Below are 13,165 nucleotides of genomic sequence, written 5' to 3' on the forward strand. Positions count from 1 at the left end.
AGACACCATGAATACTCCCAATAGCAGCAATCCGTCGCTGCATCCGGTGCACACGAAACACAACCGCCAGGGCGCCTATGTGGCGGCGCGCTTCGCGGTCAATCTGCTCAAGCTGCGCATCTTTATCGCGCTGTTCGCGATCTTTATTGTTTTCTCGCTCACCGCGGACAATTTCCTCTCGACCGGCAATATGCTGATCATGGCCAAGCACGTGACGGTCGTGGCGATTCTGTCGATTGGCATGACGCTCGTGATCCTGACCGGCGGCATCGATTTGTCGGTGGGTTCGATCGTCGGGATCAGCGGCATGGCGGCCGGTTATCTGCTGCTTCAGGGCATACACATCGGCCACTACGTGGTGTTCTTCAATCCGGTTGGCGTCGCGCTGATTGCGTGTCTGCTCGGCGCGCTGATCGGTGCGGTGAACGGTTATCTGATCACCGCGCTCAACGTTGCGCCGTTCATCGCCACGCTGGGCATGCTCTATGTCGTGCGCGGCGCCGCGCTGCTCGTGAACAACGGCAGCACCTATGCGGACCTCGAAGGCAATCCGGCGCTCGGCAACACGGGTTTCGAATTCCTCGGCAACGGCACGATCATGGGCCTGTCGGTGCCGGTGTGGATCATGCTCGCGCTGGCGGCCATCACCATTTTCATCGCGCGTAAAACGCCGCTCGGACGGCGCATCTATGCGATCGGCGGCAACGAGCAGGCGGCGCGTTTCTCCGGCATTCGCACCAATCGCGTGAAGCTGTTCGTCTACACGTTCTCGGGTTTTTGCGCGGCCATCGTCGGGCTGGTGATTACGGCGCAATTGCAGACCGCTCACCCGCTGACCGGCGAGACCTACGAACTGAACGCCATCGCGGCCGTGGTGCTCGGCGGCACCGCGCTGATGGGCGGACGCGGCACGGTGTTCGGCTCGGTGGTGGGCGCGTGCGTGATCAGCATTCTCGGCGACGGCATGGTGATGTGCGGGATCAGCGACTTCTGGCAGATGGTCATCAAGGGGCTCGTGATTATCTTCGCCGTGGTCGTCGACCAGTTGCAGCAGCGTCTGCAATCGCGCATGGTTTCGCTGACCGCCTGATCCGATACCCGGGAAAAAAACATGCACTACGTTCTGGCTATCGATCAGGGAACCAGCGGCACGAAGGCGCTCGTCTTCGACGCCGAAGGGCAGGTTCACGCGCGCGGCTTCGCGGCGGTGGCGTGCACGCATCCGCAGGCGGGCTTCGTCGAGCAGGACGCCGACGCGCTTTACGATTCGGTCTTGCAGGCCGTCGCGGCGTGTCTGGCTGCGTTTGACGGCGAGCCGCGCGACATCGTCGGCGTTGGGATTTCGAATCAGCGCGAAACCGTCGTGCTGTGGGACGAACAGGGCAAGCCGATCGTGCCCGCCGTGTCGTGGCAATGCCAGCGCTCGCTGCCGATCTGCGAGCGGCTCAAGCGCGACGGCATGGCGCCGCTGATCGCGCAGAAAACCGGCTTGCTGATCGACCCGTATTTTTCCGGCACCAAACTCATCTGGCTCAACGAAAACGATGCGCGCGTGCGCGAGCACATTCAGCGCGGCAGCGCGCGCTTCGGCACCGTCGATAGCTGGCTGCTGTATCGGCTGACGAAAGGCGCGGCGTATCGCGCCGACTATACGAATGCGTCGCGCACGATGCTGTTCAATCTCGCGAAGCTCGAATGGGATCAGGAACTGGTCGACGCGTTCGGCCTGCGCGGCTTGCGTCTGCCGGAGCTGAAGCCGTCCGCTTCGCACTTCGGCGAAACGGATTTCAACGGCTTGCTTGCGCACCCCGTGCCCATCGTCTCGATGATCGGCGACTCGCACGCGGCCGCCGTGGGCGAGGGCTGCCTGATGCCCGGCATCGCGAAGGCCACCATGGGCACGGGCTCGTCGATCATGATGAACGTCGGCCGCGAGCCGCAGCCGCCCGCGCATGGCCTCGTCTCGACCTTGTGCTTCGCCACGGGTTCGCGCGTGGACTACGCGATGGAAGGCATCATCATCAGCGCGGGTTCGACGCCGGCCTTCCTCAAGGAGAAGCTGAATCTGTTCGGCGATTTCGCCGAGGCCGAGCGCGCCTTCACGGAGTACGACAACGGCGGCGTGTTTCTGATTCCGGCTTTCTCGGGCATCGGCTGCCCGCACTGGAAATATCCGGGCGGCGCGCAGATCGTCGGCATGCAATTCTCGACGTCATGGCAGCACGTCGCGCGCGCCGCGTATGAATCCATCGTTTATCAGATCAAGGATGTGATCACGGTGATGGAACAGTCCGCGAACGTGCGCCTGAGCGAACTGCATCTCGATGGCGGTCTGGTGCAGCGCCCCTTCCTGCTGCAATACCTCGCCGATACCTTGAATCGCCCGGTCAGCACGCTCGCGCTCAGCGAGATTTCGGCGGCGGGCGCCGCGGCGCTGGCGCTGCTCGAAACCGGCTTGATTCCCTCGCTCGACGCGCACCGCGAAAACCGAGCGATCGCGCGGCGCGTGGAGCCGGGCAGCGGCGTGGAAGCGGCCGCGCGCAATCACGAGCAATGGCTGAAGTGGATCGGCCGTCTTTAAACGCAGGGTTTTGGGAGAGAGCAACGTGAGTGACGAAGCAAAGCGGTTCGTGGGCAAGGTGGTCGTCGTGACGGGCGGCAGCCGCGGTATTGGACTGGGCATTGCCGAGCGCTTCGCGCGCGAAGGGGCGAAGGTGTGCGTGTCGGCGAACGAAAAGAGCGTTCACGACGCGGCGGCGGGCTTGCGCGACGCGGGCTATGAAGCGATCGCCGTCGAGGCCGACGTGACGAGCAAGGCGCAGGTGGTCGCGCTCTACGACGAAGTGGCGGCCAAGTTCGGCGAAGTCGATATTTCGGTGCAGAACGCGGGCGTGATCACGATTGCGAAGCTGCCCGATCTGAGCGAAGCCGATTGGGACAAGGTGATGGCCGTGAACACCAAGGGCGTGTTCCTGTGCTGCCAGGAAGCGGCGACGCGCATGCTGCGCGCGGGCAAGGGCGGGCGGCTGATCAATACGGCGTCGGGGCAGGCGCGTCAGGGCTTTGTCTATACGCCGCATTACGCGGCCAGCAAGTTCGGCGTGCTCGGCATCACGCAGAGTCTCGCGAAGGAACTCGCGCCCACGGGCATCACGGTCAACGCGTTCTGTCCGGGCATCATCACCACGGATATGTGGGCGTACAACGACGAGGCCTGGGGCAAGCTGCTCGGCGACTACAAGCCGGGCGAGCTGATGAAGGAATGGGTCGACAACATCCCGATGAAGCGCGCGGGGAGCGGCAAGGACGTGGCGGGGCTGGTGGCGTTTCTGGCGTCGGACGACGCGTCCTATATCACCGGCCAGACGATCAACGTGGACGGCGGCATGTTCATGTCGTGATGCGGGTGTGATGCAGACGTGATCCATGCGGGCGACACCGTGCGAGGCACCGGCGTCGCTCGCGGCTGCCTCGACGGGCAGCCGCGCGAAAGTGCTCTTTAGCGCACCGGCAGGGCGGCGAGCTTGCTGACCGTATCGGCGCAGGCGTGCGCGGCTTCCGCGCCCTTCACGACGAAGTGCTCGCGGAAATACTTCACGTGTTCTTCGCCGTGGAAATGATGCGGCGTGAGCACGACCGAAAACACCGGCGTGCCGGTTTCCAGCTGCACTTGCATCAGGCCGTCGATCACGGCCGTCGCGACGAAATCGTGACGATAGATGCCGCCGTCCACCACGAGGCCCGCCGCGACGATGCCGGCGTAGCGGCCCGTTTGCGCGAGGCGCTTGGCGTGCAGCGGGATTTCGAAGGCGCCGGGCACTTCGTAGAGATCGACGTCGTCGGCGCTATAGCCGTACTTCTGGATCGACTGCACGAAGGAATGCTTCGCCTGATCGACGATGTCGCGATGCCAGCAAGCCTGGATGAAAGCGAGACGCGGACGGTTGTCGGCGGAGGCAGCGACGGCCTGGGATTCGATGTTGCTAGAGATGTTCATGGACTTCAGCCTGTTTTGTGTGAACAGGGCGAAGGACGGCCGCGCCTCTCGCGAGACGCGAAAATGCGCGGGCCATCCTGTTCTCTTTCATCCGGACTATACCGTCGGCCCCGGAATCCAACCGGGTCTGCTGACCTCTGCGATCGCGTCAAGCAGGTTGCGATGGCAGAGCGCTCGCGGGCTACGTCGTATTGGACGATTACCGCCGGTGGGGAATCTCACCCCGCCCCGAGAACGTGTTCGTGAGCATGCTTATTCACGAACGGGTTGTACGGTAGCACGAATCAGCCGTTTGTGCACAGCCGCAAACAGCCTGAGTTTCCCTTCTAAATCTGGCACTGAATTCAATGCCGACGCCATGCTGGCGGTTGCGGCAGTCGAGCAGACAAGGAGCGAATGCAATGAAGCATGAGCGTGATTTGAGCGTCGGGCGGCGGGTGGGCATGGCCGTGACGAACGGGGCCTCGTCATGGCGTCCGTGAACCGTCGTCGCGCGCCGGGACGCGGCGTGGGCGGACCGCCGCGCTGGTCGAAGCAATGGCTGCTGCCGATGCCGCACGAGTCGGTGCGCAGCCTGTCGCTGAATGCGCATCTCGCGCTGGAAGCGTGCCGTGCGGAACGCGGCAATCAGCACATGCTCAACGAACTCACGCGCCTGACCTACCTGTCGTTCTTCATGTGGGAAGCGGGCGTGGGCCACGCGCAAGCGTGCGTCTATGCGGAAGTGGAGGAGGTACTCAACGTGACGGTCGAGCATGCGGTGCGCAGCGGGCAATGGATCGTGAGCGCCGATGACGTTGCTGCGATCGAGGCCTTGCTCAAGGTGTACGACGAACAGTTGTCGTCTGTGACTGCGCGAGTTTACTGCGATGCCGTTCAGCGGTTGGACAGGCTGCTCGCAACGCCGCAAACGGTATCGCCGCTTGTACGCAAGATGCCGCGCGAAACCGTTTCCGATATCAGTATGTAGGCATCCTGACGAATCTGGCGAACGGCATGGCGGATGCCCAATGCGATGATCAGGCCGCCGCACGCGATATCGATCCAGGCCTTCGCGCGCCGATACGCTGCCGCAATCGACGCATGCGAGAGCACGAGCGCGACCGCGCCGTACCAGCAGCTCGACGTGGCGCCGACGGTGGCAAGCATGGCAACGAAGGTCGGCGCGGAAACGTGGGCGGGCGCCGCCGAGGAAAATACGGCCGCGTAGAAGGCGATCGACTTCGGATTCGCGATGTTCGTCGCGATGCCTTGTATGAAGGCGTTTTTGGAAAGCGGTGATGTCTTCGCAGGAGGCGCGGCGACAGTGTTCGTGCGGGCCGACACAACGAGCTTCAGGCCAAACCAGATCAGGTAAGCCGCGCCGACCAGCCTGACGCTCAAGGCGAGCCACGGGAACATCGCGAACACGAGTCCGATGCCGAAGATGGCGCACGTCGCCCAGAACAGATTCACAGTCACGATGCCCGCGACCAGCGCGAGCGCATCCGGGCGTCTGCCCGCGACCGCCCTGTGCGCTACGGCGACGAAGTTGGGGCCCGGCGTGACGACACCCGCCACGTAGACAGAAAAGACCGCCGCGACCGCAGACGAATCAACCATGGTAAGCCTCGGTAAGGGGTGGCTGCGCACAGCCGGGAACATCGACGCACGCTATTCTGACGTAATCCGCTTGCGTGCGCTGATGGCGAATGCGCCCGTCTGCCGATTCGACAGAAACCTCCCCCCGTGCTACCGTGCAGGCTCGTGAAATTACAAGAAAATTCGTGCACATCATGCTGACGAGCCAACGCAAGAAAGCGATCCTCGACGCACTCGAACGCGAAGGCCAGGTGCTGGCGGGCGAGTTGAGCGCGGCATTCGGCGTGTCGGAGGACACGGTGCGGCGCGATCTGCGTGAACTGGCCGCCGAAGGGCGTCTGCAGCGCGTGCATGGCGGCGCGCTGCCGGCGTCGCCGGCCGTCGCGCCGCTCGCGCAGCGTCAGGACATGGACGTGGCCGCGAAGCAGCGCGTCGCGCGCAAGGCCGCCGCGATGATCGAGCGCGGCCAGGTGGTGATCGTCGACGGCGGGACCACGTCGGCGCTGCTCGTGCAATGCCTCGCGCCCGATCTGGAGGCGACCGTGGTGACGCACAGCCCGAGCGTGGCCGTCGCGCTGGCGGCGCATCCGTCGATCGAGGTCGTGCTGATCGGCGGGAAGCTCTACAAGCATTCGCTCGTGGCGGTGGGCGCGGCGGCGGTCGAGGCCATGTCGCACGTGCACGCCGACCTCTACTTCATGGGCGTGACCGGCGTGCATGCGAAGGCGGGCCTGAGCACCGGCGACTTCGAGGAGGCCTACGTCAAGCGCGCGCTCGCACAGCGCGCGGCGGAAACGGTCGTGCTCGCGTGCGCTTCGAAGCTCAACACGGCGTCGCCGTATCGCATCGGCGAACTCGATCTGGCGCAGACGCTCATCGTCGAAGCGGGCGCCGACGCGCGGCTCGTGAAGCCGCTCGAAAAGGCCGGATTGACGATCGTGAAGGCGTAGCGCGCGGCGCGACTCAAGCGGCGGTAGTGGTGTTGGTGGCGTTAGAGCGACATGCGCTGCAACACGCGGTCGCCGAGCACGAAGCGATGATAGAGCGCGCCCGCCACATGCAGGACGATCAAGCCGAACAGCACCCACGCGAGCACGCCGTGGACGTCGCCCATCGCATGACCGAATGACGAGCCTTGCGCGGCCAGCGCGGGCAAGGGCGCAAGGCCGGCGAGTTCGACCGTCCACGCGCGCGACGACGCATTGATCCAGCCGAGCAGCGGCACCGCGAACAACAGCACATAGAGTGCGCCGTGCGTGAGCGCGGAGACGGCGCGCATCCACGCGGGCAGGCGCGCCGAGAAATCGTCGCGCGGCGGACGGTGCGTCGCGCGCCACAACAGGCGGCACACCATTGCCGCGAGCAGTGCGCTGCCGACACCGAGATGCCACGCGATCTCGCCAACGGGCTGCGTGTCGCGATGCACGTCGGGCATGGTCCAGCCGATCACGAACTGCGCCGCCACGAGCAGCACGACGAGCCAGTGAAGCAGACGGGCGACGAGGTCGTAACGCGCGTGAGTGTCGGCGTGCATGAGGTCTCCTTGGGTCGATAAAAAAACAGTCAAAACCGCGATTTTAGGAAACCGAAACTTAGCGGAACATTAAGGCGTGAATAAGTCGCTGGCCGAAGGTTTCGCGGACGTTTGCAAGCTGCATGGCCGTCATCGTCGGCTTCCGCATCGGCTTCCTCATCGACGTGCGTGTCGAGCCGTTTTTTTATGCGCTAAGATCGGATAAACACGGACTTACGCCCAATAAAACCACGCTCGAACCACACGATCGATAACGTCCATGAAAGACAAGCTCAGCAGCGATCTGATCGTCGCCTCGGCGCATTTGTCGCCCGATGCGATTTTCCTCGTCGATGAGAAAGGGCGCATCCGCCATGTAAGCGCTGCCTGCGAATCCATTTTCGGCTATGTGCCGCGCGATTTCACCGATCAATTCATTATCGACTTCGTGGTGCCCGAGGATCAGGACGCCACGCGCAAGGAAGCGAAGGAAGTGCTGGCGGGACGCAAGCGCGTCGGTTTCGAAAACCGCTACCGGCATAGCGATGGCAGCGACGTGTCGATCTCGTGGTCCGCGCATTGGCTCGCGCGCGAGCGGCTGCGCGTGGGCGTGGCGCGCGACGTGACTTCGCTTCGGCGACCCGATCACACCGCGCCGCTGCTCGCGATGCTCGCGCCGCACGAGCGGCGCGTGGTCGAGTTGCTGCTGACCGAAGCCACGGAAAAGCAGATCGCCGAACGTCTGGGGCTGGCCGTATCCACCACGCATTCCTATATCACGGGAATATTTCGCAAATATGGCGTGCGCGGCCGCGCGGGTTTGATGAGTCTGTGGCTCAAACATCTATCCGGCGCGAATCTGCTTTGACGAACCGCTAGCGGGACTGGGTTCTGGAGGCGGCTTCGGAAGCCGTGTCTGAAGCGGCGCCGCCGTTCATCGCAAGCAGGCCGTCCAGAAGGCGCTGAACGCGCGCGCGATGCGCCGGCAGCAGGCCGGGCGTGGCGTAAAGATGCATCAACCGTTGACGCCAGTAGCGCTGGTCGAAGATCGTGCAGTCGACGTCGATCGACAGCGCCCGTTCGAGATGCGCGAGGGCGGCGTCGATCGTCTTCGCGCAATACGGCGCCATGCCGGGCTCCTGTCCGGTTGCCTGCGCTTTCATTGGGAATCTCTCAGGTTGCTGCGGCGTGTTCGGTTTGTTGCGCCCGTGGCCGACTGCCGTGCCGCGAAGCGCCTGGTTCGCCTGCTTGTAAGCTGATGGTAGCGAAGCTGTCAGACGGCTCATACCCTGCTAATCAGAGGGGTGGTTCGGCGGCGTCGAGCGCATTCATCATGCCGAATAATTACTTTGGAATCCGTAGCATCGACGAAAAATTTAGAGCATCGATAAAAACAATTCGTGTTACGAAGTAAAAGAGAAATTCAGCGCTTTCAAACCGTCGATACGCGATCAATGACGAATGTTTTACGGCTGGCAATGTCCGATCGGTAAAAATCGACTAATGCACCAATATGTTGCGTTTTAAATAGCTCGCACCAATTTGATTCATTTCACTTAAACTGAAATCAAATAGAAATGTTCATTCTGGTTTTTGTAAGTTATTCGACTTCCTGCATTTAAATTTAAAGTGGGTCAATATCCAGGACGCGCTCTGGGTGGTATTTCTGGCGATTTAGAGTGATTTTTCTAATTTCGGTAATCTCCCATCAAAAAAAGTTTACTGAGCCTTTTTTTACTTGCTATCGTTCAGTCCGCCACACGCGTCATGAGTTTCGACACACGATTGTCACCGCGCCATGCGAGGCGCGGCTGTCGAAGCGCCTGAAATGACGCGATGCCGTAGACAGCTTCCGTGCCAGTGCATGAATCGGGTTTGCCGCGACGGTTCCCGATGCAATCCATGCCATTCGGACTGCGAAAGAAACACCTGACTTGATGCGACGCGTCGCGCCGGACTTGCGGCCAGCGTCGCTGCACAGCGGAAAGTGGGCGCAAGGCGCCCGAGGGAGCGAAGGTGGTGATGAAAGGGGAAGTCGCTTTGCAATCGGCGCAATCGGTGGAGTCGGTGGAATCGGCGGGCGCCGCGCTGCAACGGCCCGCGCGGCCTCGCGAGTTCGGCCGCAAGCAGCAGAACCCGGTGCGCCGTTTCGGCGGCATCGCGATCGTCCTGCTGCTGCACATCGTGCTGATCTACGCGTTGATCAACGGCCTCGCGACCAAGGTCGTGCAGGTCATTCAGCATCCGATCGAAACGAAGATCATCGAGCCGGTGAAGCCGCCGCCTCCGCCGCCGTTGCCGACCGTGCAGCTGCCGCCGCCGAAGTTCACGCCGCCGCCGCCGCCGTTCGTGCCGCCGCCCGAGGTGCCGGTGCAGGCGCCGCCGCAGGCGACCATCACGCATGCGCCGACGCCGGTGCAGAGCGCGCCGGTCACGGCGCCGCCCGCGCCGCCTGCGCCCGTGACGGCCCCGGCCAAGCCGGTGAGCCACGAAGTGGGCGTGGTGTGCCCGAACTCGGACCAGATCCGTTCGTCGATCAAGTATCCGCAGGAAGCGCAGGAAAACAACGTGACCGGCGACGTGATGATCGAGTTCGTCGTCGACGCGCAAGGCCATATCACGAACGAGCGCGTGGCGAAGTCCGCCGACGACGACAGCCTCGATCGTGCGGCATTCAACGCGGTGAAGCAGTTCAATTGCATTTCGCAGGGGCAGCCGGTCCGCGTGCAGGTGCCGTTCTCGTTCAACCTCAACTGAGGCGCGGGCGGCAGCATTCGGGTGGCGATTCATTAGTCACGATTCACAAGTTCAACGATTGAACTGGAGCAGGCATGAAGAAGCGTTCTTTCGCCGCACTGGCGGCCAGCATGTTGTTCGCCGTAGCCACGGTCGACACCTTTGTTGCACCTACGCTCGCCAATGCGCAAGCAAGCGACGCGAGCGCCACGGCCTCGGCCAGCGCAACCGCAAGCGCGACGGCCATGAGCGCCGCGGCGCCTGCGCCGGTCCCGGCAGCCGACCAGCCGCCGCCGCCGCCCGCCACGTCCGAGACCGTGAGCAACCCGTACGGCCTCGGCGCGCTGTGGAAAAACGGCGACTTCGTCGCGCGCTTCGTGCTGCTGCTGCTCGTGATCATGTCGATGGGCAGCTGGTACATCATGATCACCAAGTTCATCGAGCAGGCCCGCGCGAACCGCCGCGCCAAATCGGCCGACGATCAGCTCTGGAACGCGCCCACGCTCGCCGACGGCGCGAAGCAGCTCGAAGAAACCTCGCCGTTCCGCTTCATCGCCGAAACGGCCATCGAAGCGGGCGAGCATCACGACGAAGCGCTGCTCGAAGCGGTCGACCGCAACACGTGGATCGACGTCTCGGTCGAGCGCGCCATCACCAACGTCTCGAACCGTCTGCAGGACGGCCTCGCCTTCCTCGGCACGGTCGGCTCCACGGCGCCGTTCGTCGGTCTGTTCGGCACGGTCTGGGGCATCTATCACGCGCTGACCGCCATCGGCATCGCGGGCCAGGCGTCGATCGACAAGGTCGCGGGTCCGGTCGGCGAAGCGCTGATCATGACGGCCATCGGCCTCGCGGTCGCGGTGCCGGCGGTGCTCGGCTACAACTTCCTCGTGCGTCGTAACAAGGCCGTGATGGAGCGCGTGCGCGCCTTCGGCGCCCAGTTGCATGCGGTCCTGCTCGCCGGTGGCAAGCGTCGCGCGCAGGCCGCGTCGCGCGCCGTCGCGATGGCCGAATAACTCTGTCGAGCGAGGTACGCCATGGCCATGAGCGTGGGGCAGGAAGGCGACGACGACGAAGTCATCTCCGCCATCAATACGACGCCGCTCGTCGACGTGATGCTGGTCTTGCTGATCATCTTCCTGATCACGATTCCGGTGGTGACGCACACGGTGCCTGTGCAGCTGCCCAAGCAAACGGTGCAGCCGCTGCAGACCACGCCGAAAAGCGTCGAGATCGCCATCAATCGCGACGGCAACTTCTTCTGGAACGAGTCGCTCGTCGACGCGCCCACGCTGCTCGAACGCCTGAAAACGGCCTCGCAGCAGACGCCGCAGCCGGAAGTGCACGTGCGCGGCGATCAGGGCACGCGTTACGAGTTCATCGGCCGCGTGCTCACGTCGTGCGAGCGCGCGGGTATCGCGAAGGTGTCGTTCATCACGGAGCCGCCCGCACGCGGCGGCTGAGCGCAGCGAGCGGGTTCCATCCGCCCGCTTGAGGGCGGCGGTTTCATAGAGCAGGGGAAAGTCATGGGTATGAACGTGGGGTCGGGCGGGGGCGGCGAGCCGGAAGTGATGGTGGACATCAACACCACGCCGCTGATCGACGTGATGCTGGTGCTGCTGATCATGCTGATCATCACCATTCCGATCCAGATGCATTCGATCAAGATGAATCTGCCGGTGGGCAATCCGCCGCCGCCCGCCACGCAGCCGCAGATCGTGCAGATCGACATCGACTTCGACGGCACCACGACGTGGAACGGCCAGCCCGTGCCCACCGAGGCGGACCTGGAGTCGCGGCTCGCGCAGGCGGCCGCGCAGCCCGAGCAGCCCGAGATTCACGTGCGGCCGAACCGGCTCGTGCCGTATCGCGACGTGGCGGCCGTGATGGCCGCGGCGCAGCGCGAGGGCGCGACGAAGATCGGCCTGATCGGCAACGAACAGTACATGCAGTGAGGAACGACGTGGCGCGTATTTCCCGACGATTCAGACAGGCCGTGCTGGCTGCCGCGCTGGGCGGCGCAGGCGTGTTCGGCGCGGTGCCGTTCGCGATGCAGGCCGCTCAGGCGGCGCCGACCTTGCGGCCCGAAGTGGCGAAGCCGCTCAACGACGCGCAGACGCTTTATCGCGCGCATCGTTATAGCGAGGCGCTCGCGAAGATCGCGCAGGCGGCCGCCGTGCCCAACCGCACCGACTACGAGACCGTGATGGTCGAAGAGATGCGCGGCGCGGCAGCGGTGGCGGCAGGCGACAACGCCACCGCCGAGCGCGCGTACGAAACGCTGCTCGCGGGCGGCCAGGTGAAGGGCGAGGACGAGCAGCGCACGGCGGCCGCGCTCGCCGGGCTGTATTTCCAGCAGAAGGATTACGCGAAGGCGATCAGGACCGCGCAGCGCTATCAGAAGGCGGGCGGCAGCGATCCGCAGATGCAGACGCTGCTGATCGAGGCGTATTACCTCTCTGGCGACAACGCAGGCGCGCTCGCGTTGCTGCGCGCGAATGTCGACGCGCAGGTGCGCGCCGGTCACGCACCCGAGGAAGACCAGTTGCAGCTGCTCGGCACGGTCGCGCAGAAGGCCAACGATCAGGCGGCGTATCGCGGCGCGCTCGAAAAGCTCGTCGCGTATCACCCGAAGCCCGCTTACTGGGACGATCTGATTCACGCGATCCGCGCCAAGCCCGGTTATCTCTCCGCGCTCGACGTCGATGTTTACCGGCTGCGCCGCGCCGCCGGTTCGCTTTCGGGCGCGAACGACTATATGGAATTCACGCAGCTCGCGATCGTGGCGGGCTCGACGGCGGAAGGCAAGCAGATCGTCGATCAGGGCTTTACGAGCGGCGCGCTGGGCCACGACGCGCAAGCGGACCGCGAGCGCCGTCTGCAGGCGCTCGCTGCGAAGCGCGCGAGCGCGCCCGCCGATCCGCAAAATCCGCTCGCGCCGTTCGATGCGGGCTTCAATCAGGTATTCGCGGGTCAGCAGCAGGCCGGTTTCGCGGCGATGGAAGCGGCGCTCGCCAAGGGCGTCGATCATCCGGATATGGCGCGGTTGCGGCTCGGCGAGGCGTATTACTTCGCGGGCCAGAAAGCGCGCGCGGTGACGGCATTCAAGGCGGTCAAGGGCAATGACGGATCGGCCGATCTCGCGCAGCTCTGGTTATTGATCGCGGCGAAATAAACGCGGAAATGCAGCGGTAAGGGAATCGCAATGTCGTTGCAATGTTATTGCTGACGGCACCCAAAGCAGGCGTTTTACTCAGGACGTTGTTCTCGTTGTGCATTCAAACGGTCGAAATAGAAACGGCTCGCTTTACGGAGCAAGCCGATGGAGGTGTCGCGCC

At 63.9% G+C, this 13,165-nt stretch carries 16 protein-coding genes and 1 riboswitch; of the genes, 12 read left to right on the forward strand and 4 right to left on the reverse strand.

All coding sequences use genetic code 11. From position 1 onward, the window contains the following. The first annotated feature begins 7 nt into the window (after nt 1-7). Genes LDO54_RS16890 through LDO54_RS16900 form a run of 3 tightly spaced genes read left to right on the forward strand, consistent with a single transcriptional unit; the run spans nt 8 to nt 3,401 of the window. A complete protein-coding gene (locus LDO54_RS16890) occupies nt 8-1,090 on the forward strand; it encodes an ABC transporter permease (protein WP_224011835.1) in 1,083 nt (360 codons plus the stop codon). 21 nt (nt 1,091-1,111) lie between these two features. Next, the gene (locus tag LDO54_RS16895) at nt 1,112-2,581 is read left to right on the forward strand and encodes an FGGY family carbohydrate kinase (protein ID WP_224011836.1); all 1,470 of its coding nucleotides are present in this window, start codon (nt 1,112-1,114) and stop codon (nt 2,579-2,581) included. Nucleotides 2,582-2,606: 25 nt separating this feature from the next. Beyond that, complete coding sequence (locus LDO54_RS16900) at nt 2,607-3,401, forward strand: glucose 1-dehydrogenase (protein ID WP_224011837.1); 795 nt, start codon at nt 2,607-2,609, stop codon at nt 3,399-3,401. Nucleotides 3,402-3,499: 98 nt separating this feature from the next. On the opposite strand, the gene LDO54_RS16905 is transcribed toward LDO54_RS16900, so the two are convergent. Continuing rightward, a complete protein-coding gene (locus LDO54_RS16905; RefSeq protein ID WP_224011838.1) occupies nt 3,500-3,997 on the reverse strand; it encodes a 6,7-dimethyl-8-ribityllumazine synthase in 498 nt (165 codons plus the stop codon). Nucleotides 3,998-4,072: 75 nt separating this feature from the next. Continuing rightward, nucleotides 4,073-4,237, reverse strand: a riboswitch (FMN riboswitch). A 229-nt stretch (nt 4,238-4,466) separates the two neighbouring features. Here LDO54_RS16905 and LDO54_RS16910 point away from each other — a divergent pair. Then, the gene (locus LDO54_RS16910) at nt 4,467-4,967 is read left to right on the forward strand and encodes a hypothetical protein (protein ID WP_224011839.1); all 501 of its coding nucleotides are present in this window, start codon (nt 4,467-4,469) and stop codon (nt 4,965-4,967) included. Here the strand turns inward: LDO54_RS16910 and LDO54_RS16915 are convergent. Then, a complete protein-coding gene (locus LDO54_RS16915) occupies nt 4,874-5,599 on the reverse strand; it encodes a LysE family translocator (protein WP_436975606.1) in 726 nt (241 codons plus the stop codon). The genes LDO54_RS16910 and LDO54_RS16915 overlap by 94 nt on opposite strands. Nucleotides 5,600-5,772: 173 nt before the next feature. Here LDO54_RS16915 and LDO54_RS16920 point away from each other — a divergent pair, with 173 nt between their 5' ends. Beyond that, nucleotides 5,773-6,528 carry a DeoR/GlpR family DNA-binding transcription regulator gene (locus LDO54_RS16920; protein ID WP_224011840.1) on the forward strand — a complete coding sequence of 252 codons (756 nt, stop codon included), beginning with the start codon at nt 5,773-5,775 and terminating at the stop codon, nt 6,526-6,528. 41 nt (nt 6,529-6,569) lie between these two features. Here LDO54_RS16920 and LDO54_RS16925 read toward each other — a convergent pair whose 3' ends face one another. Beyond that, on the reverse strand, nt 6,570-7,112 hold the full coding sequence (locus LDO54_RS16925; protein ID WP_224011841.1) for a cytochrome b: 543 nt from the start codon (nt 7,110-7,112) through the stop codon (nt 6,570-6,572). Between the two features lie 122 nt (nt 7,113-7,234). On the opposite strand from LDO54_RS16925, the gene LDO54_RS38915 reads away from it, so the two are divergent. Then, nucleotides 7,235-7,366, forward strand: a complete 132-nt coding sequence (locus LDO54_RS38915; RefSeq protein WP_290371098.1) for a hypothetical protein — start codon at nt 7,235-7,237, stop codon at nt 7,364-7,366. Between the two features lie 5 nt (nt 7,367-7,371). After that, the gene (locus tag LDO54_RS16930) at nt 7,372-7,959 is read left to right on the forward strand and encodes a PAS domain S-box protein (protein WP_224011842.1); all 588 of its coding nucleotides are present in this window, start codon (nt 7,372-7,374) and stop codon (nt 7,957-7,959) included. A gap of 7 nt (nt 7,960-7,966) precedes the next feature. Here LDO54_RS16930 and LDO54_RS16935 read toward each other — a convergent pair whose 3' ends face one another. Then, on the reverse strand, nt 7,967-8,377 hold the full coding sequence (locus LDO54_RS16935; RefSeq protein WP_224011843.1) for a hypothetical protein: 411 nt from the start codon (nt 8,375-8,377) through the stop codon (nt 7,967-7,969). A 736-nt stretch (nt 8,378-9,113) separates the two neighbouring features. On the opposite strand from LDO54_RS16935, the gene LDO54_RS16940 reads away from it, so the two are divergent. The 5 genes from LDO54_RS16940 to LDO54_RS16960 all read left to right on the forward strand — a co-directional run bounded on the left by LDO54_RS16940 (nt 9,114) and on the right by LDO54_RS16960 (nt 13,002). After that, nucleotides 9,114-9,848 (forward strand): energy transducer TonB, encoded by a 735-nt coding sequence (locus LDO54_RS16940; protein WP_224011844.1) that lies wholly within the window; start codon nt 9,114-9,116, stop codon nt 9,846-9,848. Nucleotides 9,849-9,922: 74 nt separating this feature from the next. Further along, nucleotides 9,923-10,843, forward strand: coding sequence for a MotA/TolQ/ExbB proton channel family protein (locus tag LDO54_RS16945; RefSeq protein ID WP_224011845.1), 921 nt, complete (start codon nt 9,923-9,925; stop codon nt 10,841-10,843). 21 nt (nt 10,844-10,864) lie between these two features. Then, nucleotides 10,865-11,290 (forward strand): ExbD/TolR family protein, encoded by a 426-nt coding sequence (locus LDO54_RS16950; protein ID WP_224011846.1) that lies wholly within the window; start codon nt 10,865-10,867, stop codon nt 11,288-11,290. A gap of 63 nt (nt 11,291-11,353) precedes the next feature. Continuing rightward, nucleotides 11,354-11,782 carry an ExbD/TolR family protein gene (locus LDO54_RS16955; RefSeq protein WP_224011847.1) on the forward strand — a complete coding sequence of 143 codons (429 nt, stop codon included), beginning with the start codon at nt 11,354-11,356 and terminating at the stop codon, nt 11,780-11,782. Between the two features lie 8 nt (nt 11,783-11,790). Then, nucleotides 11,791-13,002 carry a tetratricopeptide repeat protein gene (locus LDO54_RS16960; RefSeq protein ID WP_224011848.1) on the forward strand — a complete coding sequence of 404 codons (1,212 nt, stop codon included), beginning with the start codon at nt 11,791-11,793 and terminating at the stop codon, nt 13,000-13,002. Nucleotides 13,003-13,165 lie beyond the last annotated feature (163 nt).

The sequence above is a fragment of the Paraburkholderia tropica genome (genome assembly GCF_914484835.1).
Lineage (GTDB): Bacteria > Pseudomonadota > Gammaproteobacteria > Burkholderiales > Burkholderiaceae > Paraburkholderia > Paraburkholderia tropica_A.

Bases quoted from the DNA above. Each gene is read 5' to 3' on its own strand.
- LDO54_RS16890 (WP_224011835.1), top strand. From the start codon at position 8: ATGAATACTCCCAATAGCAGCAATCCGTCGCTGCATCCGGTGCACACG.
- LDO54_RS16895 (WP_224011836.1), top strand. From the start codon at position 1,112: ATGCACTACGTTCTGGCTATCGATCAGGGAACCAGCGGCACGAAGGCG.
- LDO54_RS16905 (WP_224011838.1), bottom strand. From the start codon at position 3,997: ATGAACATCTCTAGCAACATCGAATCCCAGGCCGTCGCTGCCTCCGCC.
- LDO54_RS16910 (WP_224011839.1), top strand. From the start codon at position 4,467: ATGGCGTCCGTGAACCGTCGTCGCGCGCCGGGACGCGGCGTGGGCGGA.
- LDO54_RS16915 (WP_436975606.1), bottom strand. From the start codon at position 5,599: ATGGTTGATTCGTCTGCGGTCGCGGCGGTCTTTTCTGTCTACGTGGCG.
- LDO54_RS16920 (WP_224011840.1), top strand. From the start codon at position 5,773: ATGCTGACGAGCCAACGCAAGAAAGCGATCCTCGACGCACTCGAACGC.
- LDO54_RS16925 (WP_224011841.1), bottom strand. From the start codon at position 7,112: ATGCACGCCGACACTCACGCGCGTTACGACCTCGTCGCCCGTCTGCTT.
- LDO54_RS38915 (WP_290371098.1), top strand. From the start codon at position 7,235: ATGGCCGTCATCGTCGGCTTCCGCATCGGCTTCCTCATCGACGTGCGT.
- LDO54_RS16930 (WP_224011842.1), top strand. From the start codon at position 7,372: ATGAAAGACAAGCTCAGCAGCGATCTGATCGTCGCCTCGGCGCATTTG.
- LDO54_RS16935 (WP_224011843.1), bottom strand. From the start codon at position 8,377: ATGAGCCGTCTGACAGCTTCGCTACCATCAGCTTACAAGCAGGCGAAC.
- LDO54_RS16940 (WP_224011844.1), top strand. From the start codon at position 9,114: ATGAAAGGGGAAGTCGCTTTGCAATCGGCGCAATCGGTGGAGTCGGTG.
- LDO54_RS16945 (WP_224011845.1), top strand. From the start codon at position 9,923: ATGAAGAAGCGTTCTTTCGCCGCACTGGCGGCCAGCATGTTGTTCGCC.
- LDO54_RS16950 (WP_224011846.1), top strand. From the start codon at position 10,865: ATGGCCATGAGCGTGGGGCAGGAAGGCGACGACGACGAAGTCATCTCC.
- LDO54_RS16955 (WP_224011847.1), top strand. From the start codon at position 11,354: ATGGGTATGAACGTGGGGTCGGGCGGGGGCGGCGAGCCGGAAGTGATG.